Source organism: Achromobacter sp., from assembly GCF_032102605.1.
GTDB lineage: Bacteria > Pseudomonadota > Gammaproteobacteria > Burkholderiales > Burkholderiaceae_B > Achromobacter.
Genome location: NZ_DAMDGT010000003.1, coordinates 18,826 through 39,903, shown reverse-complemented (window position 1 = coordinate 39,903; position 21,078 = coordinate 18,826). Strand labels below are relative to the sequence as shown.

At 63.7% G+C, this 21,078-nt stretch carries 15 protein-coding genes; 8 read left to right on the top strand and 7 right to left on the bottom strand.

All coding sequences use genetic code 11. The annotated features are described in order from the left end of the window. The first annotated feature begins 13 nt into the window (after positions 1 to 13). Complete coding sequence (locus RT614_RS08135) at positions 14 to 3,388, top strand: autotransporter outer membrane beta-barrel domain-containing protein (RefSeq protein ID WP_313621603.1); 3,375 nt, start codon at positions 14 to 16, stop codon at positions 3,386 to 3,388. A gap of 7 nt (positions 3,389 to 3,395) precedes the next feature. Here RT614_RS08135 and RT614_RS08130 read toward each other — a convergent pair whose 3' ends face one another. The 4 genes from RT614_RS08130 to RT614_RS08115 form a co-directional block, all read right to left on the bottom strand. After that, the gene (locus RT614_RS08130) at positions 3,396 to 4,064 is read right to left on the bottom strand and encodes a response regulator transcription factor (protein WP_313621602.1); all 669 of its coding nucleotides are present in this window, start codon (positions 4,062 to 4,064) and stop codon (positions 3,396 to 3,398) included. 354 nt (positions 4,065 to 4,418) lie between these two features. Next, positions 4,419 to 7,745 carry a response regulator gene (locus tag RT614_RS08125; protein WP_313621601.1) on the bottom strand — a complete coding sequence of 1,109 codons (3,327 nt, stop codon included), beginning with the start codon at positions 7,743 to 7,745 and terminating at the stop codon, positions 4,419 to 4,421. Next, a complete protein-coding gene (locus RT614_RS08120; protein WP_313621600.1) occupies positions 7,746 to 8,966 on the bottom strand; it encodes an EAL domain-containing response regulator in 1,221 nt (406 codons plus the stop codon). It lies immediately after the preceding gene. After that, a complete protein-coding gene (locus RT614_RS08115; RefSeq protein ID WP_313621599.1) occupies positions 8,963 to 11,788 on the bottom strand; it encodes an ATP-binding protein in 2,826 nt (941 codons plus the stop codon). The genes RT614_RS08120 and RT614_RS08115 overlap by 4 nt, the downstream gene beginning before the upstream one ends. 359 nt (positions 11,789 to 12,147) lie before the next feature. On the opposite strand from RT614_RS08115, the gene RT614_RS08110 reads away from it, so the two are divergent. Continuing rightward, complete coding sequence (locus RT614_RS08110) at positions 12,148 to 12,927, top strand: hypothetical protein (protein WP_313621598.1); 780 nt, start codon at positions 12,148 to 12,150, stop codon at positions 12,925 to 12,927. 30 nt (positions 12,928 to 12,957) lie between these two features. Continuing rightward, positions 12,958 to 13,314 (top strand): hypothetical protein, encoded by a 357-nt coding sequence (locus RT614_RS08105; protein ID WP_313621597.1) that lies wholly within the window; start codon positions 12,958 to 12,960, stop codon positions 13,312 to 13,314. Positions 13,315 to 13,342: 28 nt separating this feature from the next. Here RT614_RS08105 and RT614_RS08100 read toward each other — a convergent pair whose 3' ends face one another. Next, positions 13,343 to 13,531 (bottom strand): hypothetical protein, encoded by a 189-nt coding sequence (locus RT614_RS08100; protein WP_313621596.1) that lies wholly within the window; start codon positions 13,529 to 13,531, stop codon positions 13,343 to 13,345. A 194-nt stretch (positions 13,532 to 13,725) separates the two neighbouring features. Between RT614_RS08100 and ydiK the strand changes: the two genes are divergently transcribed. From ydiK to RT614_RS08075, 5 genes are all read left to right on the top strand, one after another. Continuing rightward, the gene (gene ydiK, locus RT614_RS08095; protein WP_409558437.1) at positions 13,726 to 14,817 is read left to right on the top strand and encodes an AI-2E family transporter YdiK; all 1,092 of its coding nucleotides are present in this window, start codon (positions 13,726 to 13,728) and stop codon (positions 14,815 to 14,817) included. A gap of 177 nt (positions 14,818 to 14,994) precedes the next feature. Next, positions 14,995 to 15,720, top strand: a complete 726-nt coding sequence (locus RT614_RS08090) for an RNA pseudouridine synthase (RefSeq protein WP_313621594.1) — start codon at positions 14,995 to 14,997, stop codon at positions 15,718 to 15,720. Between the two features lie 245 nt (positions 15,721 to 15,965). Then, a complete protein-coding gene (locus tag RT614_RS08085; protein ID WP_313621593.1) occupies positions 15,966 to 16,916 on the top strand; it encodes an LD-carboxypeptidase in 951 nt (316 codons plus the stop codon). A gap of 142 nt (positions 16,917 to 17,058) precedes the next feature. Next, entirely contained in the window at positions 17,059 to 17,403 is a 345-nt protein-coding gene (locus tag RT614_RS08080) for a helix-turn-helix transcriptional regulator (protein WP_313621592.1), read from the top strand. Positions 17,404 to 17,421: 18 nt separating this feature from the next. Beyond that, complete coding sequence (locus RT614_RS08075) at positions 17,422 to 18,729, top strand: HipA domain-containing protein (RefSeq protein WP_313621591.1); 1,308 nt, start codon at positions 17,422 to 17,424, stop codon at positions 18,727 to 18,729. Positions 18,730 to 18,756: 27 nt separating this feature from the next. Here RT614_RS08075 and RT614_RS08070 read toward each other — a convergent pair whose 3' ends face one another. Together RT614_RS08070 and RT614_RS08065 are read right to left on the bottom strand one after the other, a co-directional pair. Next, on the bottom strand, positions 18,757 to 19,632 hold the full coding sequence (locus RT614_RS08070) for a methyltransferase domain-containing protein (RefSeq protein WP_313621590.1): 876 nt from the start codon (positions 19,630 to 19,632) through the stop codon (positions 18,757 to 18,759). A gap of 40 nt (positions 19,633 to 19,672) precedes the next feature. Next, positions 19,673 to 21,022, bottom strand: a complete 1,350-nt coding sequence (locus RT614_RS08065) for an APC family permease (RefSeq protein ID WP_313621589.1) — start codon at positions 21,020 to 21,022, stop codon at positions 19,673 to 19,675. Positions 21,023 to 21,078 lie beyond the last annotated feature (56 nt).

Genomic DNA, 21,078 nt, shown 5'->3' with positions numbered 1-21,078 from the left:
CTAGGAATTCGTCATGCATTTCCCTCTCAGCCCGATCATGATCGGCGTATTGGCCGCGGCTCTGCCCATCGCCGTTCCCGTGGTCTCTGCCGCAGCCGAACTCGGTCAGGTCGACGTCTCGGATCGCCTGGGCAACACCCAACTCACCCTGGAAACCGGCTCCACCGTTACCTATGCCGGCACCGGCGTCGCCCTCAAAGTGTCCACGGCGGGCAACCGAGTGGCAGCCGACGACATCCGCGTCACCGCCGGCGGCGTAGGCACGACGCGCGCCATCGGGGTAATGGCCGAACTCGGCGGCACGGTCGAACTGTCGAACGGCAGCGTCGACAACGTCGGCACCCAGCAGCAGTCCCATGCCCTGTACGCCACCGGCGCCGGCAGCGCCATTTCAGGAAGCGGCCTGCAGGTCAGCACGGCAGGTCCCAATTCCCATGGGGCCTACGCGCAATCCGGCGGCAAGATCACCCTGGACGGCGGCTCCGTCTCCATCGCAGGCAACGTCAGCCACGGTCTATACGCCGAAGGCAGCGGCTCGCAGATCAGCGCCACATCGCTCGATATCCTCGCTACGGGCGTCAACAGCGCCGCGGCCGGCGCCTACAACGGCGCACGAGTCCAACTCGTCGACGTCAACGCGGATGCCACCAACGGCACTGGAATCTCCGCCGACGGCGCCGGTTCTTTTGTGGACCTCACCAACACCACGGTCACGGCAAGGGCGGGAACCGGCATCTACGTCCGCAACGGAACGCTGCTCATGCAGGGCGGCTCCGTCGCGTCCTCGGGCGACGCCATCATGCTGACGACCGCGTCCGGCGCCGGCGCCGGCGGCGCCGCCACGATTCGCAATGCATCCCTGCGCGCCGCCAACGGCTATGGCGTCAACATCAATGCCCAGCGCTCGTCGGCCGTTCTCGACAACGTATCCATTTTCGCACTGGGAAGTCGCGGCACCGGCGTCTGGCTGCCGTCCATCGACACGTCGCTCGTAGCCCGCAACGTCGACATCGACGCCTGGATGGTCGGCATCGACAACCGGGCAGGGCGCGTCACGCTGCAGGACGGATCGGTCCAAACCCACGGAGACAACGCGCATGCCCTGTATGTCTCGCGAGAATACGGCGCCACGGCATCGATCACCGCGACAGGCACCCGAATCAGCACATCGGGCGCGGGCGCGGCAGGAGCCCTGGCGCGAGCCTCCGGGGCCAGCATCCGGCTCACCAACGTCACGGTGGACACCCAGGGCGCCTCCGCCTACGGCCTGTACGCCAGCGGAAACGGCTCCGAGCTCATCGCCACCGACACCCGCGTCACCACCCGAGGCGCCGACGCCTCTGGGCTAGTCATGAGCAACCTCGCGTCGGTCGCGCTCGATGGCTCCCGCTTGTCCACCTCCGGGGAAAACGCCCACGGCATCTGGAGCTACGTCACCGCCGAAAACTTCGCCAACAATCTGTTGCTGACCAACGGCGCCCTCGTGGACACCCAGGATGGCGTCGGGCTCATAGTATCCGGCGGCGATCACAACCTCACGCTTCGCGACACCTCCATCACCGCCCGCAAGGCCGGCGACGCCAGCACCGGCTTGCTTTTGCAAAGCGTCGCGCTCAACGTCACGAGCGGCGGCGTCACCACGGCGGTCCAGACTGGCCAGGTGAATCTTGACGCCGCCAGGTCGGACCTTGCCGGCGACGTCGTAGCCAATAGCGGCGCCATCAACATCGCGTTATCCGACAACAGCACGCTGACAGGCGCATTGCTCCCGCGCTCCGGACGCATCGACAGCCTGTCCCTCGACGGCACCAGCGTATGGAACATCCGCGCCAGTTCGGCACTGGGCACGCTCAGCAATGCCGGCGCCGTCGCGTTCGCCCCGCCCACCGGGGCTTCCGCTTTCAAAACGCTCACCGTGCGCGACTACGCCGGAGGCGGCACGCTGGTCATGAACACGCGCCTGGGCGGCGATGACTCGCCCACCGACAAGCTCGTGATCGACGGCGGTACAACGTCCGGCGTCACAGGCATGCGCATTCTGAATACCGACGGCGCTGGCGCACAGACACAAGAGGGGATCAAACTGGTGGAAACCATAAACGGCGGCACCACGACGCCGGATGCCTTCCGCCTCGACGAGGGATCAACGGGCTTTCGATCCAGCACGGGTACGCTGGCCCTCAATGGCTACGATTACAGCCTGGTGCGGGGGGGCAACCAAGGAGTTCCATACGATTGGTACCTGACTTCCCTCTACACCCCCGTCGCCCCCGTCCAGCCGGTCGATCCGGACATTCCCGGCACCGTCCCAACCCCGGATCCAGCCCCGCCCACCATGCCGCCGGATTCCGAAAATGCCGTCAAGCCGCCGGTCATCGTGCCGCCCGACTCCGCGCAGTTTGTGAACGTCTCGCCGGAAAGCGGCGCCTACCTAGGTAACCAGCTTGCGGCGGCGCGTATGTTCATGCACGGTCTGCACGATCGTGACGTCACTTATGTGTCTTCCAGCAATGAGGCCAACAGCAAGCCACGCGACAAGGTCTGGGTCCGGGCGCAGGGCGCGCATCTGGACGGTTTACGCCTGGCTCAAGGCGATGTTGACATCGATACCGACATCAGCGTCGTCCAGATCGGGGGAGACCTGCTGCATGCGCCGCTGGGCAACGAAGGGCTTGTCGTCGCCGGCGTAATGGCAGGCTATGGCGACGCCCGCGCGCGGTCCACGTCCCGGCTGATGCTGCCCGGCGCGGACAGGGCGGTTGACGCCACCGCCCGCGGCAAGGTCCAGGGGTACTCGGCAGGCGCGTATGCCACCGCGTACGCCAACGGTGATACCCGCATGGGCGCCTACGCCGATACCTGGGTGCAATACGGACGCTATTCCAACCAGATCCGCAGCGAACTGGGCGCCGCCAATTACCGGTCCCATAGCTGGACGGTGTCTGTCGAGACCGGCTATGCATTTTCGCCATTTGCGCCCGAGTCCGCGCTGGGCTCGATGGTCGTGATCCCGCAGGCCCAAGTGGCGTACACCCGACTCAGCACGAAAGACGCCGCCTTGCCGGGCGTCACGTACAAGGGCGGCAACGATGGCCAAGTCAACACCCGCGCCGGCGTGCGCATCTATCCGCTTGGCATGCCGTTGGCGACGGCCACGGTGCGTCCCTTCCTCGAAGCCAACTGGCTCCATGCCACAGGCAATCCCACGGCGGACACCGGCGCCGAGAAAATCGGCGCCGAGCCATCCCGAAATGCAGGTGAACTGAAGCTGGGAGCCGAGGGCAGGCTGGGTAAATCCACGTACCTCACGGGTTATGTAGTCGGCCAATCGGGCAGCGGCGACCGGCATGGCTACGGCGGCATGCTGAACTTGAGTTATCGCTGGTAATGCCGGATCAGGAAAATCCTTGCTCGTCCGCGTATCGCAGCAACTCGGCATTGGTTTCAATGTTCAATTTGCGCATCGCGGACTGCTTCTGGGTCCCAATGGTGGCCACAGAACGGTGAAGGCGGCGGGCGATTTCCGTCACGGAAAGGCCCGATGCGAACATCCGCACCACTTCAAGTTCTTTAGGAGAAAGACCTTTAGTCTTGCTGGCGTTTCCCATTGTCACATCGTTGTGGCAAAGCCGCTGGCTGACGGTTTCCGACAAAATCGGACCTTTTTCCGTCAGCGCACGCACGCAGATGGCAACCAATTCGTCAAGAGGCTCTTCTTTGCTTACGATGCCGGCAACGCCCACCTGACGTAGCTGACTAAGAATTCCGCTATTCGACAGCATCGTGAACACCACGATGGGTATGTCGGGAAACATGCGCTGCAAGCGCTCGATAAGGCGCAACCCGTCCTCGTCGGCAGATCTGGACCGCATGGAAAAATCGGTGACGATCAGATGGCAAGGGTGCTCTTGCACTGCAGCCACCAGTTCCAGCCCCGAGCGCGCCGTGGCAACTACGGTGAACCCCGGAATTTCGTTGAGTGAATCTGCCAGTGCCAAGGATATGACCGGATGGTCATCTGCCACGATAATCCGTACATCTTGGTCAGACGAAGGTTTGCTCATGGACGGGTCATCCCCTGTGCACTCAATCGGGCCTGCGGGATCTTGCTGCTGGACTACCGGTGCGGTGGGAAGTAAGTTCGTGGTTGCTGCTTCCGGGTTGGGAAGGCCAGAGTTCTCGATACTTCCTGCGTTGACCATTTTATGTCCAAACTCTACGGATTAGGCTAGAAGGAGACGCGCCGGGCCGGGCGGGTGCCGGCGCGACGAGGCCGCCAGGGCAGGGGAACCGGCCAGAATCTAAATCCGCTCCACACACCGCGGAATAGAAAAAATTCGAAAGCACGTCACGCGGGCGGGTTAACCGACGAAGTCCTGCAACAAAAGTCGCAGATTCTGGCAATGGATTGCTTCCGATCAAATGGCGGCCAGGGTGTCTCGAAGCAGCCTTACAACCGCTTGTCCCTCTGACATCGTCCCAACATCCAGGCCGTCGCTGCGCAATCGGGCTTCCAGGGCTTCAAGCCGTCCTGTCAGAACGGTCATCTGCATGACACTCAGCGCCCCGCGCATTCGGTGCAGCGTGCGCCCGAGCGCCCGCTGATCATTCCCCTCGAGGGCGCGTTCCATGTCCGCCACATCGGCCTCCATGGTGCTGACGAACAAAGCTCGGTATTTGGCGGGCACATTAGGCACTTGCTCCAGCGCCGAGTCGGGAGCTGGGTGCAGTGTCGGCGTCTGTTCCGGCGCAGATTCCGGCAGCGCCGTTGAATCCGACCCGGATGTCGCCACCCCGGCACGAAGTTTTCCGCTGCCCTGAAGATGAAGGCGCAACGTGCTCAGGCCGATAGGTTTGACAAGCCACGATGTCATACCGGCGGCCACGCAGCGCTCTTCTTCCTCGCGCATCGCGTTGGCGGTAACCCCGATGATCGGAACGGTTTCACCACGGGCCCGTAGCTCGCGCGCCAGGTCGTAGCCGTTCATGCGCGGCATGTTGACGTCTGTCAGGACCGCGTCGTACTGCGACAGTCCCCACAGCGTCAGCGCCTCGGCGCCGTCCGAGGACAAGGTGACCTCGCAGCCAAGTTGCTCAAGTTGCTGCTGCAAGGTGATCTGATTGATCGGGTTGTCTTCTGCGACGAGTATCGACAATCCCAGCGGCGCCAATGCGCCGATGTCGATCACCGGCACCACCTCGCGCTCTCCGCGAACGGCGGCCAGGATGCCCGCCGCAATGTGTTCGACGCTGTTGATGACCTGAAGCGTCCGTGCGGAAGGCGCCTTGTCCGCAGCGCTGGCAAGGACGTGGTGGCCCGCCCAGTCCAGGACGTCGAAGTTTCCGTTGTACAGCACATCCAGCAGCACATCATTCGGCATTCCCAAGGGCAGGGGATGGGGGGCCGCCTCGGCCTGCGCGCCCCAGCGCTTGAGCCACAGGCAGATATTCTCGGTCAGTTCATGGTGCGGGCTTCGGACATAGACGCAGATATTGCTTAGATCCGGCGGACTGGCCCGCTGCCCTGAAGTCACCTGCAACGGCAGTTCCAGGGAGAAGCTGCTGCCCAGGCCCAGTTCGCTGGTGACGCGAATGTCGCTGCCCATCAACTTGGCAAGCCTTGCGCAGATCGACAAGCCGATGCCGGTGCCGCGCACGGTATGAGAGCCGCTGTTGATCTGGTAGAAGGGAACAAACAGCTGAGTCTGCTCGGCCTTGCCGATGCCAATACCGGTGTCCACCACTTGAAGCATCAAGTGCGTCTTTTCCGCCATCTCGCTTGCTACGGTCAGGCGCACGATCACATGGCCGGACTCGCTGAACTTGATCGCGTTGCTCAAGAGGTTGTTCAGTATCTGGCGGATCCGCACAGCATCGCCGGTGGTCCATTCCGGCACGGCGACGTCGACGCAACAGAATAGGAGCAACCCCTTCTGTGCGGCCATGGCGGCATACGAGTTGGTGCAGCTTTGCACAAGTTCGCGGGGGTTGAACCGTGTGAATTCCAGAACCAGCTGCCCGGTTTCGATCTTGGTGATATCGAGGATGTCGCTGATGAGCTGCAACAGGATGGCCGACGAGCTTTGCATGCGCTCGACATGTTGCCGCTGTTCCGTGTCGAGCTTGGTCAGGCTCATCAATTCCAGGGTTCCCAGCACCCCGTAAAGCGGCGTGCGGATCTCGTGGCTCATCGTGGCCAGGAACGTGGACTTGGCCTCGCTGGCCTTGTCGGCCTCTCGCTTGGCGTCGGCCAGCGTCTGTTCGACCACGGCCCTGGCGCTGATATCGGCGAATGCGCACAACACGACGTCCTGGTGGTTGTAGCGGGTGGGCGCAAAGGCCACATACAGCGGCCGGCCATCGGCGGCATGAAAACTGTCTATGGTGCCGGGCCCAGTCGCACTCAGCACCTGCCTGAGAAACAGATTGGTTTGCGGCGAGTTATCCAGTTCCCGGCCGGCTTCGGCGTCCAGCCATTGCAGGGCCAAGCCATTGCCGAAGACAACCGTGCCGGCCGGCCTTGCAAGAACGCATAGGGCGACAGGCGCGGTTTCGATCAGCGTCCGGCTGAATTCCTCTTTGTCGATGATGTCGCGCTGCGCTTCCAACGCTGGCGCGATGACGCGCCGGCTATACCAACGGGTAGAGACGATGCCGGTTCCGAGGCTGAGCAGGAGCAGGATCCCCGCGATGCTGGGAAGCCAGAGATTGTCCTGGAAAAAGGCTCCGTAGCTGACCCGATAAGTGCCGGTCCACGCGCCCGAGGTGTCCGTAATGCGAAGCACGATGCCGTCGGCGGTATAGTGCAGCCCGTCTTGACGCGCGAGCGGGACGGGGCCGTCGCCGAGCAGCAGGCCTTCGTCACGATGCAACAACCAGAATCCCCCATGGAGTGGCCGGCGCATGGTTTTTTCAAAGATGTTGATCCGCTGGTGGTTGAACTGAGTGACCGCGTAAACCGAGGACGGCGTGCCCAGCGGCGTCGTCCAGACAGCCTGCGGCATGTCCGCGTAGACCAGGCCCAGCATGCTGCCGGGCAAGGCTTCCGACCTGAACCAATGGACACGGCCGGATTTACCGGGCTCTGAACGGCCGGGAACGTCCAGCTCGATCAGGCGTTCTTTCACCGCCCGCAAACGGCGCAATTCCGTGCGCACGGAATCGGTAACCGAGAGGAAGGCTCGGGAACTCAGGCGTTCGTAGCCGGATGCCGCGCCCACGGCAGGCACGCTAAGACTGATGCTGTCGGTCTGGTTGACCAGGAAGACCGTCGAAGCCGGAAAGTACGAAGCGGCCCAGAAGCTGGAATAAAAATCGGCCAGGTAACCACCCAGGTCCGCCAGGCGCCGCCCGCCGGTCGGGCAGTCCGCGGCATCCTCGCAAGCCAGCGAGAACGCCATCTCCGCATCCGTGTGCCGCCCTTCGAACAACTGCATCCCGATGCGTTCGGACACATCGGCAGAATGCAGGGTGATCGGAGAATGCATGCTTTCCACCGGCAGGGAAGCACTCTGCGAGCGCCACTTGCTTAGGAACTGCTCCTGCGCGTGGATGTACCCGGCAAGGATGGAGAAGTCGAGGTTCAGGCGCTCGCGCTCCTGCTCCACAATGCGATTCAATCCCCAGTAGAGGGCTCCGATCAGCACCAGCGCAAAAGGCAGGGCGCCGAACAGGGCGAAATTCAGCCACCGCGAGGTGCGGGTGATCCGGGCGAAGGGAGTGTCCTGCTTGCGCATGGCGGACATTTAGGACGGCAAGGAATCCATGGCCAGCCTTTCCAAGGCAAGCAACTGGCTGAAGCCGTCAATGTCCACGGCGGCCGAAATGAGGAACCCTTGGGCGCAGTCGCAACCGATTCGGCGCAGGAATTCGAGGTCCTTGATGGTTTCGACGCCCTCAGCCGTGACTTGCAAGCCCAATTGGCGGCCGAGTTGCACGGATGACACCAGCGCTGCAGCGCGGCCCTCGTCGCAGGATGCGCCGCTGACGAAAGCGCGATCGATCTTCAGTTCGGTAAATGGCGTGGAAATCAGGCTGTACATGGAGCTGTAACCTCTGCCAAAGTCATCCTGCGCCAGCCCAAAACCCTTCAATCGCAGTCTGCTGGCCCCCATATAGTATTGGCCTTGTATGGTCGTTGTCTCGTCTTCCAGTAATTCAAAGGATATTTCCTGGGCGGCCACGCCCTTGGAAACAACCATCTGCTCCAGTTCGTCGGGGAGATCAGGGTCATCCAGAAGCTGAGTTGGAAGGTTTACCGAGACGGGCATGCGGTATCCCTGCTGGCGCCAATGCAGATGGGCGCGGAGCGCGTCTTGGAGCATGCGAAGTAGCAGCGCTTTGTCCAGTCCGTGGCGATGCACCGCGGAAAGAAATGACCCGGGCAGCATGAAGCCAAATTCCGGGTGTTGCCAGCGGACCAGCGCTTCGGCGCTGACGATCCGACCACTTGCCAGCGCCTTTTTCGGCTGGAACCAGGCCCGCAAATGCCCCTGGTCAAGCGCGAGTTCAAGGGATGCTCGATCAAATACCGTCCCGACATCGGTTCGGAGTTGGGGCTTCGCGAGTTCGGCGCGGCTTTCACGCAGCTGGCTGGCGAGTTGACGCGCGTTATCGATGGTTAGGGGCTTTGAGAAAGTGCCCAGCACTGCCAGCCCCTTTTCCTTGGCCATCAACGCGACACTGTTCATGATGCGCCGCGGGCAGGCCGACACGATTGCCAGCATGGGGTTGTGATGCAGTTTGGCCAGCCGGTCGATGAACTGCACACCGTCCATGCCCGCCATATTGAGGTCCATCAGTACCAGGTGATAAGCCAGCAGCCCGATCTTGTCCAGGGCGACTTCCGCGCTCGAGGCAACGTCCGCCGATCCGAAACCTGCCGACTCGAGCAAATCCGCCAAGTGGACGCATTGGAATGGATGATCGTCCACGATCAGGATTCTGTAGTCGGACAACTTCTTCATAATATGACTTCCTTAAGGGCAAGTAGTGCCTGGCGCAACGCGGCAATGGGCAACGGTTTGAGCAGCACGCTAGTCATGCCGGCGTTGGTGCTGCGCCGCACGTCGTCCGTGAATGCGCTGGCGGTAATTCCGACGATCGGTCGCTTGTACCCCCGATTGCGCAGTGCGCGTGCGAGCGCGCAGCCGTCGATCTCTGGCATCTGGAGGTCGGTCAGGATGACGTCGAAGCCGGGGATATCCTGCTGATCCAGCGCCTCTTTGCCGTTTGAGACGGCCACCACCGTGCAACCCAGATGTTCCAGCTGTTCGCGAAGGATCTGGCGGCTGATCGGGTTGTCCTCCGCAACCAGGACATGCAGATCCAGTGCGTCCCGCGACGACTTGTGTTCCAGCGTGATCTTGGCGGCCACGCCATCTTGGGCCAACCGCACGGCGGCCACGATGCTAGCCATGCTGTTGGCATTGGCCATCCAGCTGTTTCGCCCGCCGTCAGCCCGGGGTTTGCCCCCCGCCGGTTGCGCAATGACGCGGGCGCCGGTCCAGGCTGCCGGCGCAGCATCAGGCGGCCATGCCTCGATCAGCACGCCGCCGTCGAGGCGCGCGTGCGACGCCTTGTAGGGCACCGCGATGGCGCCGTAGCGGCGCAGCCATTGGCACAGGTTGTTGACCACGTCATTGACGGCTCCGCGGACGAACACCGGCTTCGGATCCAGCCGTATTTCCATTTCAGGATGTGCAGCGGTTGCCAGCGGCAAGGTCAGTTCGAGCGCCATGCTGGTGCCCAAGCCGGGTTCGCTGACGGCGGAGAGCGTGCCGCCCATCATCTCGGACAGCCGTCGGCATATCGCCAGCCCGAGCCCCGTCCCGGGAACCATCCGCGACTGGCCGCTTTCGGCGCGGAAGTAAGGTTCGAACAGCTGGGCGTGATATTCGGAGGAGATGCCCATGCCAGTATCCGCGACCTGGAACTTCAGCGTGGCAGAGTGGGGCCCTTGGTGCAGCGTTCGCAGACGCAGCACCACCTGGCCCGAACTGGTGAACTTGATGGCGTTGCTGACCAGGTTGTTCAAAATCTGACGCACGCGCGTAACGTCGCCCGACACGACCGACGGCGACGAAACGTCTGCCAACGCATAGATGTGCAGACCCTTGGCCTCGGCGCGCGCAGCGTAGCTGCCCACGACGGCGTCCAGCATTTCGGCGGGAGAAAACACCGAGGATTCAAGCGTCAGGTATCCGGCTTCGATTCGGGACAAGTCGAGGGTGTCGTTGATGGTGCGCAGCAGAGTGGCGGAAGACTGCTGCATGGTCTCGAGGTATTGCTGCTGCTGGCTGTCCATGGACGTGAGGCTGAGCATTTCCAGCGTACCCAGGATGCCGAACAACGGCGTCCGGATCTCGTGGCTCATCGTCGTCAGAAATACCGTCTTGGCGTGATTTGCGGCATCGGCGTGCAGCTTGGCCTGGGTGATGGATTGCTCGACCCGTTTGAAGGCGGTGATGTCATTGATGCCGCAAAGCACGACCTCTTCCGCGTGGTAGGTAACGGGCGCGAAGGTAAGGTAGACGCAACGCCCATCGGCCAGGACGTATTCGCGGCCAGCGGCAAAGTCCTGCTCGGCGAGCAGTCTCGACAGGAGTTCGGAATCGCCAAGCAGCCATTCCCTGGCCAGTTCGTTGGAAAGCAGCGGCATGCCGTCTGCACGGCGAAGCAGACACAGGCCCACCGGCGCGACTTCGACGAGCTTGCGGTTCAGCGCGACGCTGTCGGCCAAAGCTTCGTATTGGCGCAAGGCCGGAGCGACGAGCTTTCTTTTGATGTGCCGAATGCCGAGCAGCACCGCCGCGAACAGCAGTGCGGTTGCTACGAGCGTCGCATGGAGCGCGTAGGCGGTTTCGCCGAGGATGCGGGTTATCGGCGTGTAATACACCAGGCGCCAGCCTGCCTCGCCCACCGATTTGTTCAACACCACGTAGCGAGGCAATAGGCCCGGCCCCCACCAACCAAAGGAGTCTTCGCGGCCGGCGTACCGCCCCAGGCCGGATAACAAGTCTGCCGCGGCGGGGCTGTGAAGGACGGGCACGTCGTTCTGGTCATACAGAACATAGTTGCCGCCCGCCAGCGAGGACAGGTCGATGGCGGCATCGATATTGCCCAATTCCAGGCCGATCCATCCGGCGCGAGGTGAGGCCGAGTCAATGGGAGTGTGCAGGTACAGCGGATTGCCCGGATCCATGGGGGGCTTAAGCCACACGATCGGGCTGTGCCCGGCCTGCGCACGAATGGAATCAGTGGAGGCGAGCGTGTGGGTGATCCAGGCTTGCTGGGCCGGGGCCATGATGGCCGGAGCATCCGAGGCGCCAGGGTCGATGTATGACGTCTGGCCATGACGGACGGAACTAAACAGCAGCCGGGTGCGCGCCAGAGCGATATCGTTGAGGTCGCGGGGAGTGAGGATCAAGGCCCAGTCGTACGCGTCATTGCCTTCGAGCAGGGGGAATACTTCGATTTGCTGGGTGTTGCCGAAATAGCGGGGGGTCTCGGACGTGGGCGCGCCGTCGGTGTTTTGAACGGACGAGGACGCCAGGGAACGCAACAGGCTTTCGCGCTGGTCAAAGAAGATCTGCGCGTTGTAGGCCGCCGCGTTCATTTGCCGGCGGTAGGCGGAAACGGTATTGCTGAACGACCAGTACAGGAAGAAAACGGCGGCTGCGGCAATGCACGCCAGGAGTGCCGCAGCGAACAGGTGCAAGAGTACCGACGGGGCCCGGGGGACTGGCTGAACGTCTTGAACGAGAGGTTTGAATTCCTTGGCGGGCATGGGCTCATCGTAGGGAGCGCCCCAAACACTGGATATAAGAAGATTTTGAAAAAGCGGCCCCCGCACTGCGCATAACGCCACGGAAATGTGGACGGATCACCGGCCCAAACGCCGCGCAGGCTTTGGCCTGGAAGCAGATCCGATCATCCGAAGCCCAGGATGCGCCCCCGCGAGGACCTCGCGGCGGCCCTCGCAGACGGGCGCGCGAATCAGATTTTTATTATTGGACGGCCAAATCGCTGTTCATAAACTGAAAAAAACCCGCACGCCAGGCTTCTAGACGCACCGTTGCGCTGCGCCGCGCCCCCTTTCATCTCCCCGGTCTTCGTCTTCCTGCGCGAGCCCACAACACAAGTCATATGAACGCTTTCAATTTGGTCGAATCAGCCTCGCTCCTGAGCGAGCCGCTCAGAATTCAACCAGTGCTGGACGCCAAGGGGGCTGTGCGCGAACTGGCGCTGGTGGGCGGATGGATGAACCGTACGCCAACGCACCTTACCCACCAGGCGTCGGCCGATGCCTTGCGAAGGGCAGGGCGCGTCTTGAGGGCTGCCCGGTGCGTGGCCCCATTAACAATGGACCACCAGCTCAACGTCTACTCCGACCTCCATTTGCCGGAGCAGCTGTGCCAGGATCTGGGCATTGGCGAGGTCGCAGGCGACCTGCTGCGCGACACCATGCAGGAACAAGACAAAAGTCTGCCGATTTATCCGTGCGCCAAGGTCACCTACAACGTTCCGCTGAGCGACCGGCTCGCCGAGGGCACCAGCCTGTTTCATCTTTACCATGAGTTCCGACCGGCGCTGCGAGTCCGCCTGCTGCCTTGCACGCGGGGCGGGGAATCCATGCCATTCGGCACCCTGCGCGCCACCGGCATTCGGGTGGCCATCCCGGAAGGCATCTATCGGCTGCGAGGGGTGCAGGAGCGATTCTTCAGCCTCTTGGGGCAGGCATCACGCCATGGGCTTCGTGTCCTGGCCTGTGACATCCGCAGCATCGAGGACTTCGACTGGCTTCGGGCGCAGCCCGACGTCCTGTTCCAGAGCGAGGTCCTGTCCATCGCGCTGAGCCTGGAATACATGCATGATTGGCTGATGGTCGCTGGCGCTGACTGGCGCGCCTTTCAATTGGGGAAGTGAGCGGGGCGCGGATCCGATTAAAATCCGCGCATGCTTCCTACTCAAGTCATTTTGGCGCTGCTGGTGTTGCAGCTGGCGCTTGCCATTCCGTTGTTCGCCGTGGTCATACAGCTGTTGCGTTGGCTGCATTGGTGCTTTCTGGCAGAACGGGCGTCCCGGGGCGAACGCCCGCGATTTACCGGGCCGGTATTGGCCTTGGTGTTCAGTACGCTGGCCGCGACCGATTTTCTGTCCTTCGAGCCGTTCGTGACCCTGTCCGCCCTGAACCCCATCCCGGAGAGCGCACGAGCCTATTTCACGGTGGCCATGCTGGCCCTTGCGGTGTGGTGCTGGGCTTACTCGGGGGCTATACGGGGCCGGATCCACGCCCTGGTGCGAGGCGCCTAGGCCCCGTGCCTGCCAGCGCCGGTTCGGTCTAGTGCCCCGGGGAGTTGCCCTGGAACGGCTCGTTGTTCGGTTCACCGAAATTGGTGTGATGGTAATTGGCCGGGTCCGGATGCATCGAGCTGCTTTGCTGCGGCTTTTCGGACCGCGAAGAACCCATCGGGGCGCATCCGCCCAACAAGAAAGCCAGCAGCAGGCCGGCAGCGGTCAGGGTTTTCATGGCACACCTCCAAAGATGCAGGGCGAACGCCGGAAAACCCGGCGAGCTGCAGCCAAATCGCGGAGCAAGTCATGTTCCCGTTCTGGAAGTACCGGTTTTCGGATACATTCCACAGAGCGCGGGGGCATGCGCGGCGGGCGCCGTCGATCCTCTTCCCCCCGCAACCGGGGCGGCAGCCCTGCCAGGAGCAGCGGGTGATTCCACGCCAATCAGTCGACATAGCCCGAGTCATGCTTGTCATCGTCATGCTTCTGGCGTTGATGATAGGCAGTCTGTACATCCTTCAGCCATTTCTGCCCGGGCTCATCTGGGCGACGACGATCGTCGTGGCCACCTGGCCGGTGCTGCTGAGGATCCAAAGGCATTGCGGCGGCCGCCGGTGGATCGCCACCGTCGTCATGCTGCTCATCCTGCTCTTTGTCATCGTGTTGCCGCTGTACCAGGCGATTTCCACGCTGGCGACACACGGCGGCGCCATCATTTCGGCGGTGAAGAGCCTGCCGGACTATGCCTTGTTCGCCCCTCCGGCGTGGATTGCCAATATTCCATTGGCTGGCCCCCGCATCGCCCAGGAGTGGCAGACGCTGTCCGACGCCGGCGCCGGCGGGTTGCTGGCGCGGGTTGAGCCGTACCTGACCACCGCCGCACACTGGCTGCTGAGCCATGCCGCCATCGTTGGCGTGTTCGTGGCCCACATGCTGGTGACGTTCATCATTGCCGGCATCCTTTACAGCAAGGGGGAGTCGGCCGCGGATTTTGTGCGGCGGTTTTCGAACCGGCTTGCCGGACCGCGCGGCGTCGCCGCCATCATGCTGGCGCAGTCTGCGATTCGGGCGGTGGCGCTGGGGATCGTGGTGACGGCGGTGGTGCAGTCCGCGCTGGGGGGAATCGGCCTCTGGATCGCGGGCGTGCCCGCGGCCGGCATCCTGACCGCGCTGATGGTGATGCTCTGCCTGGCCCAGCTCGGGCCGTTTTTGCCCATGTTGGGCGGCGTGGCGTGGCTGTTCCAGAACGACATGAAGCTGGCCGCGGGTGTCCTCCTGGTATGGGCAATCCTGGTCGGCGCGATGGACAACCTGCTGCGTCCGCTCCTGATCAAGCGCGGCGTGAACTTGTCGATGCTGCTCATCCTGTCCGGTGTCCTGGGCGGCATGTTCGCCTTTGGCATCGTGGGTCTCTTCATCGGTCCGGTGATTCTGGCGGTGACGTCCACCTTGCTGAAAGCGTGGATAGACGAGGTGCCTGCGCCCGTGGACGCGAAGCCGCAAAGGCCGGCTTCCGACTGAGGCCGCCTGGGTGGGCCGCCCGCGAAAAGGGCGTAACATCCGTGTCAAGGCGCGGGCCATGCGGCCCGCTTTCAGCACCACCGGCAACACCAAGATGACGCATCTCCTTATGCGCCCGCGAGGCGCTTTCGACCTTTTCTTCCTTGCTTTCATGCAGTTCCGCACCGAGGTGGCGCGATGAGCGACACCGTGCGACTGGCCAAGCGCGTGGCCGCCGAGCATTCGTGCTCGCGGGGCGACGCCGAACGCTACATAGAGGGCGGATGGGTTGCCGTGGACGGCACGGTGCAGGAAGAACCCGGGCTCCGCGTCGCGCCAGCGCAGGCGGTGACCTTGCTACCGGGCGCGCGCCTGGAAGATGGGCGTCCTGTGACCGTGCTGGTCCACAAGCCCGCCGGCATGTATGCGGACGATCAGCCGGGCTCTGCCCGCGATCTCATCCTTCCCGAAAATCTCATGCCGGGCGATCGGTCGGGGCAGCGTTATCTGAAGCGCATGTTCAACGGCCTGAAACTGGTCACCCCGTTGGAGCGCGCGGCGAGCGGGCTGGTCGTTTATACGCAGGAGTATCCGGTGACGCGAAAGCTGATCGAGGAAGGCCGCCATGTCGAGCAGGAGTACGTTGCCCGGGTCGAAGGCCAGTTGCGCGAAGGCGACCTGGCGCGTTTGCAACGTGGCATGGCCTACGAAGGACGCCCGGCCACACCCATGAAAGTAAGCTGGCAAAACGAAACCCACTTGCGTTTTGCGCTGAAGACACCGGCGCCCGGATTTATCGAAACGGTGTGCGATGCCGTCGGGCTGCGGCTGCTGGCTCTGCGTCGCCTGCGTATCGGACGGCTTCCGATGGCTGGCCTGGCCGAGGGGCAATGGCGCTATCGGCTGGAATATGAGCGATTCTGATGCCAGGACGGAACCCTTACTTGGCCAACGCCCCTGAAACCGAGTCATCAATGCCAACGTTCGCCGCCCGCCGCGCCGCGAATCCGGCCGACGCACGCCGTCGCCAGCTGCTGAACGCGGGTGCGCTATGCCTGTCAGGACTGGCCCTCGCGGGTTGCGCCGGCGGGCGACAACACGTGCGCGGGGCCGCGCCTTCTCCGAAGCCGGCGCCTCCGCCTTCCCATGCTGGCGCGGCGGCAGCGCCTGTGCCGGCGCTTCGGCCGGGCGCCAAGATCGCCATTGTGGCGCCTGCGTCGGCGGCTCCTGACGCCAGCGACCAGGCCGCGCAATGGCTGGAAGACCGCGGATTCCAGCCGGTCGTCATGCCGGCCTCGCGCAGCCGGCTGGACGCCCCCTACGAATACCTGGCGGGCACCGACGCGCAGCGGCTGGACGACTTGCACGCGGCATTCGCGGCGCCGGACGTGGGCGCAGTGTGGTGCCTGCAAGGCGGCTTTGGCTCCTGGCGCCTGCTGGACGGCCTGGATTTCGGGCTGCTGCGCCAAAACCCCAAACCCTTCATCGGCTATAGCGACATCACGGCCTTGCACCTGGCCATGCAGCGCCATGCCGGCTTCGTGACGTTTCACGGCCCGATGCTGGCGCAGGATCTTCTGGCGGGCAAACGCGAACCGACAGAGTCGCATGCGCTGGCGATGATGAGCGGTCAGATCGGGCAGGGGGCATGGATCCAGCCGCCGCCGGACACGTTTCCAGTGGAACTGGTGGCGGGAACAGCCAGCGGGCGCCTGGTGGGGGGCAATCTGGCGCTGATCGCCGCGCTGATCGGATCCCGGCACGACATCGACACGCGCGACAGCATCCTGTTTTTCGAAGACGTGAACGAGGCGCTGCCCAGAGTGGACCGCCTGTTGAGCCAGTTGGCCGCGGCCGGCAAGTTCGATGGCGTGAAGGGTGTGGTCGTTGGCAGCTTCACCCGGATTCTGGGCACCCGCATGGACGACGTGCAGGCTCAGAGCCTGCTGTATCCCCTGGTTCTGGAACGCCTGGGCGCCCGCGGCATTCCGGTTCTGGCCGGTTGGCCCAGCGGGCACGGCGATCCCAACCTGACCCTGCCGCTGGGGGCGAGGGTCACGCTGGACACCAGCCGGGCCGCATTGAGGCTGGATCAGCCGGTCACAACGCGCGCAGGTTGATCAAGCTCGCGCTCGCAGCGGAGCCTCCTTGCCTCATTAATGATGCACAAAACAAGGCTATGAATCATTAATCGCACTCTTCGTAAACCATTGATGCCTCATTAATAGCGCAATTCCGTATCTACAGCGCTATTATTGAGTCATGAAGAAAAAGATCGAGCCCAGTTTCGAGGCCTCCGAAGCCCTGGTCCGCCTCGGCGCCAACATTCGTACCGCGCGGTTGCGCCGTAACGAAACCGAATCCATTCTGGCCAGCCGCCTGGGCGTCTCGCGAGCCACCGTTACCCGGCTGGAGCGCGGGGGTGGCGGCGTTTCGCTGGCGCTGGCCCTTGAAGCGCTGCTGGCTTACGGCTTTGGCGAGCAGGTCTTCGCCCTGGGGGATCCGGATCTGGATGGCGTGGGCAAGCGGCTGGACGCCATGCGCCGGCCCGCACGGGGCAGCGCCAAACCGCAGCACTCGCATCGCACCGATCCCTCCAGCCTGTAGCGCCCGGAGCCAGCCATTGTGCCTGCCAGAAAACACAAGACCGTCGAAAGCGAGCTTTTTGTTTACGTGGACATCCAGGGCGAGGCCGTGCTGGCCGGCCTCCTGACCCTGGACGACACGGACGAAAGCCACTTTTACGCCGAATTCACCTACGTGCAGTCGTACGTGAACGACCGGCGGGCGTTCTCGCTGGACCCGATCAACCTCCCGTTGACGGACGCCAGGACGACATTCCGAACCGAAAGTCGCTACGAAACCCTGGGCGCGATCTTTGACGCTGCGCCGGACGCCTGGGGGCGCAACGTAATGCGCGTCGACAACGCCGGGGCTCGCGTGACGGAAAACGAAGTGCTACTGAAGGGCAGGGGGATGGGTGTCGGAGCGCTGTTCTTCAGCGCCCGCCAACTTACGCCCAACATGCGCAAGACCTACCGGTTGCCGGAAGTCAGCGAGCTGGAATCCCTGGCCGACCTGCTGGCCGACATCGACCGGGGCATCAAGCCCAAGGGGCTGTACCGCGACATTTTGGGCAGTTCGTGGGATATCGGCGGCGCGCGCCCCAAGACGATCGTGCGCGACGCGAAAGGCGAGATGTGGATCGCGAAGTTTCCGCGCGCGGGTGAGTCCTACGACCGCCAACGCGTGGAATACGCCAACCTGCAGATGGCGAAGGCGATCGGCTTGAACGTCCCGGAAATCCACTTGGTGCAGACGCATCTGGGCGCCGTCCTGCTGACGCACCGTTTCGACCGCCACCTGTTGCGCACGACGGAGGGAAGCGATCCCGTTATCGCGCGCCGCCATTTCCTTAGCGGCGCGTCGCTGATCAGTCCGTCCGTGCAGATCGGCAAGCGCGAACTGGACGGTCCCCGCGGCAAGGCGACGTATTCCTATGCCCGTCTGGCGGACATCACCCGCCGCATATCGTCGAACCCTGTGAAGGATCTGTTGGAGCTGTATGCCCGCATGATCCTGAATGTCGCCGTCCACAACACGGACGATCACTTGAAGAACGTGGGTTTCCTCAAGGACGAAGGGTCGGAAACCTACCGGCTGGCGCCGCTGTTTGACGTGGTCACGCAGGAAGGATCGGCCCGGCATTACCTGCACATCGGCGCTGCCGGGCGCGACAGCACCTTTGCCAACTGCCTGACGGAATACCGGCGTTTCGGACTGCGGTCCGAAGCGGCAGCCCAGTCCGTCCTGGAGCGTGTGCTGGACGTGGTGCGCGACCGAAGGCGCTACTACGACGTCGCGGGAATCACCGAAGACGAGATCTCGCACGTCGAAGCGTCACTGTCGGCGTGGCGGCAACCGGGCGTGTAGCCCGGAGCATGCCGCAACCCTGCATGATCAATTGCGCTTGGCCTGCCACGCCCCCTGGCCAGCCGCGCTGCCGCTCATGCTGCGGCCATTCACCACACCCGCGTAGCGCACGCCGTCAGCGGTGAATGCAATGGCCGATCCATCCAGGCGAGCATCGGAGATCGGCTTGGAGCCCAGCTTGCCCGACAGCATCTGGTAGTGCTGGTCCAGCTGCAAAGTCTGGCCGCCCAGATCCCACTTGCCCTGGACCTTGGCCGGCACGATCCACAACAGGGCCGTGCAATAGGTCTGGCAGTTGTCCGTCACCGTCTCGGACGCGTCGGGCTCCCAATCGCCCATGCGGAAGGTATTCGACACGACGCGTGTGCCCGCCGGCAATTCCAGGATCTTCGGACGCAGCTTTTCATTGATGGTCGACAGCAGGAACATCGTGATGACGTCCGCCTGTGACAGATCCGTGGAGAACAGGTCTTCGGCAACGAACGTCGCCCGGTCCGCCACGCCTGCGCGCTTGGCGTTCTGGCGCGACAGTTCGACGAGGTCGGGGTTGTATTCGATGCCCTTGGCCTTCAGGCCGCGCTGGGCTGCCGTGATGACGGTGCGGCCGTCGCCCGAGCCCAGGTCCATCAGCCGGTCCTTGGGCGTCACCTTGGCCATGTCGAGCATCTTGTCGACCAGCGACTGAGGCGTCGGCACCCAGATCACGTCTTTACCGTCCTGGCCGACGTCGGGCACGTAGCCGCCTTTTTCAGCCGACTGGGCAGGCTTTGCGGCGGCGGTCTGGGCAATGGCGTCAGTCGCGTGAAGCAGGGCGATCGCAAGCGCCGACGCAAGCATCGCGGTTCGGATGCGGGGGGCGGACACCAGCGGGGCAGTCTTCGAAAACAGGGTGGAGCGTTGCATGGTGAGGGTTCCTTGGACGGGGAGGAGGGAAGAACCAGCGCTAACCGGACGCCTGGGCCGGCTTCAGCAGGCGCATCAACGGGATGCCGGCCGCCAGGACCACCAGGCCGATCAAGGCGCCCGCCCCGGCGTACATCGCGCTGGAGACCACCAGGCCGGCGCAGGTCAGCGCAAGAAGCAAAGGCGGCAGGGGGAAGAGCGGAACGCGGAAAGGACGGGGGCGGTCGGGATCAAGGCGGCGCAGGCGCCATACGGAGGCCGCCACCAGAAGCATGAAGATCCAGAAGACGGGCGCGGTATAGGCGACCATGGTCTGCACGCTGTTCTGGCTGAACGCGCCCAGACCCACCAGCGCAAGCGTGATCACTCCCTGGACGAGCAGGGCGCTGACCGGCGTCTCGTTGCGCGGGCTCCATCCCGCCAGCGCGTGCAGACGCGGCACGTCGCGTCCCAGCGCGTAATACACGCGTGCCCCGGTGATGATGGTTCCATTGATGGTGCTGAGGGCGGTGGCGCAAATCGTCAGGCTGAGCAGGGCCGCCGCATACGGACCGGCGGCCAGCTGCATGACCTCGGCGCCGAGCGCGGGCGTGTCGCGCAGGCCCTGCAGGCCAAATATTTCCAGCAGCGCCAGGTTCGTCAGCACATACGCGCCGGTCACCACTGCGGTGCCGATAAGCAGCACCCGGCTCATGTTGCGCCCGGGGTCGCGCAATTCACCGCTGAGGTAGGCTGCTTCGTTCCAGCCGCCATAGGTCAGCAGCACAAACACCATGCCCATCCCCAGCAGGCCTGCCGTGTTACCCGACAGCGGCGCCGCCGATACCGTGCTGATCGGTTCGCCGCCGGAAGCGGACAGGCAGGCGATCAGCACCGCGCCCAGGGCAACGAGAGTCAGCACGGTAAAGACCCATTGCAGGCGCTTGGAGTACCGGGTGCCGATCATGTTCAGCCCGGTCAGGACGACGACCGAGATGGCTGCATGCACCGCTGGACCTTGCGAGCCCAAGGGCAGCAATCGTTGGGCATAGTCGCCGTAGATGAACGCGACCACCGCGATGGCCCCTGTCTGGATGACGGAGCATCGGGCCCAGGCGAACATCAGGCCGACGCGCGCCCCCCAGGCGCGGGTCAGGTACAGATACTCGCCGCCGGCGCCCGGATATGCGGAGCCCAGCTCCGCATAGCAAAGCGCGCCGACCAGCATGACCAGCCCACCGGCGCACCACAGGCCGATGTATACGGCCTCTGAACCGGCGTGCTGCGCCACCAGGGGCGGGAAGCCGAAAATCCCGATGCCGATGACCACGCCGACCAGCACGACGGTCGCATCCATGACGGAAAGGCCAGCGGCGGCGGGCTCGTTCAAAGTGTCGGGAACGCTGCTCATGGACGTGCGCGCCGGGGGCATTGCGGGTTGTGCGCGGGACTAGCGTGGTAGGTTTT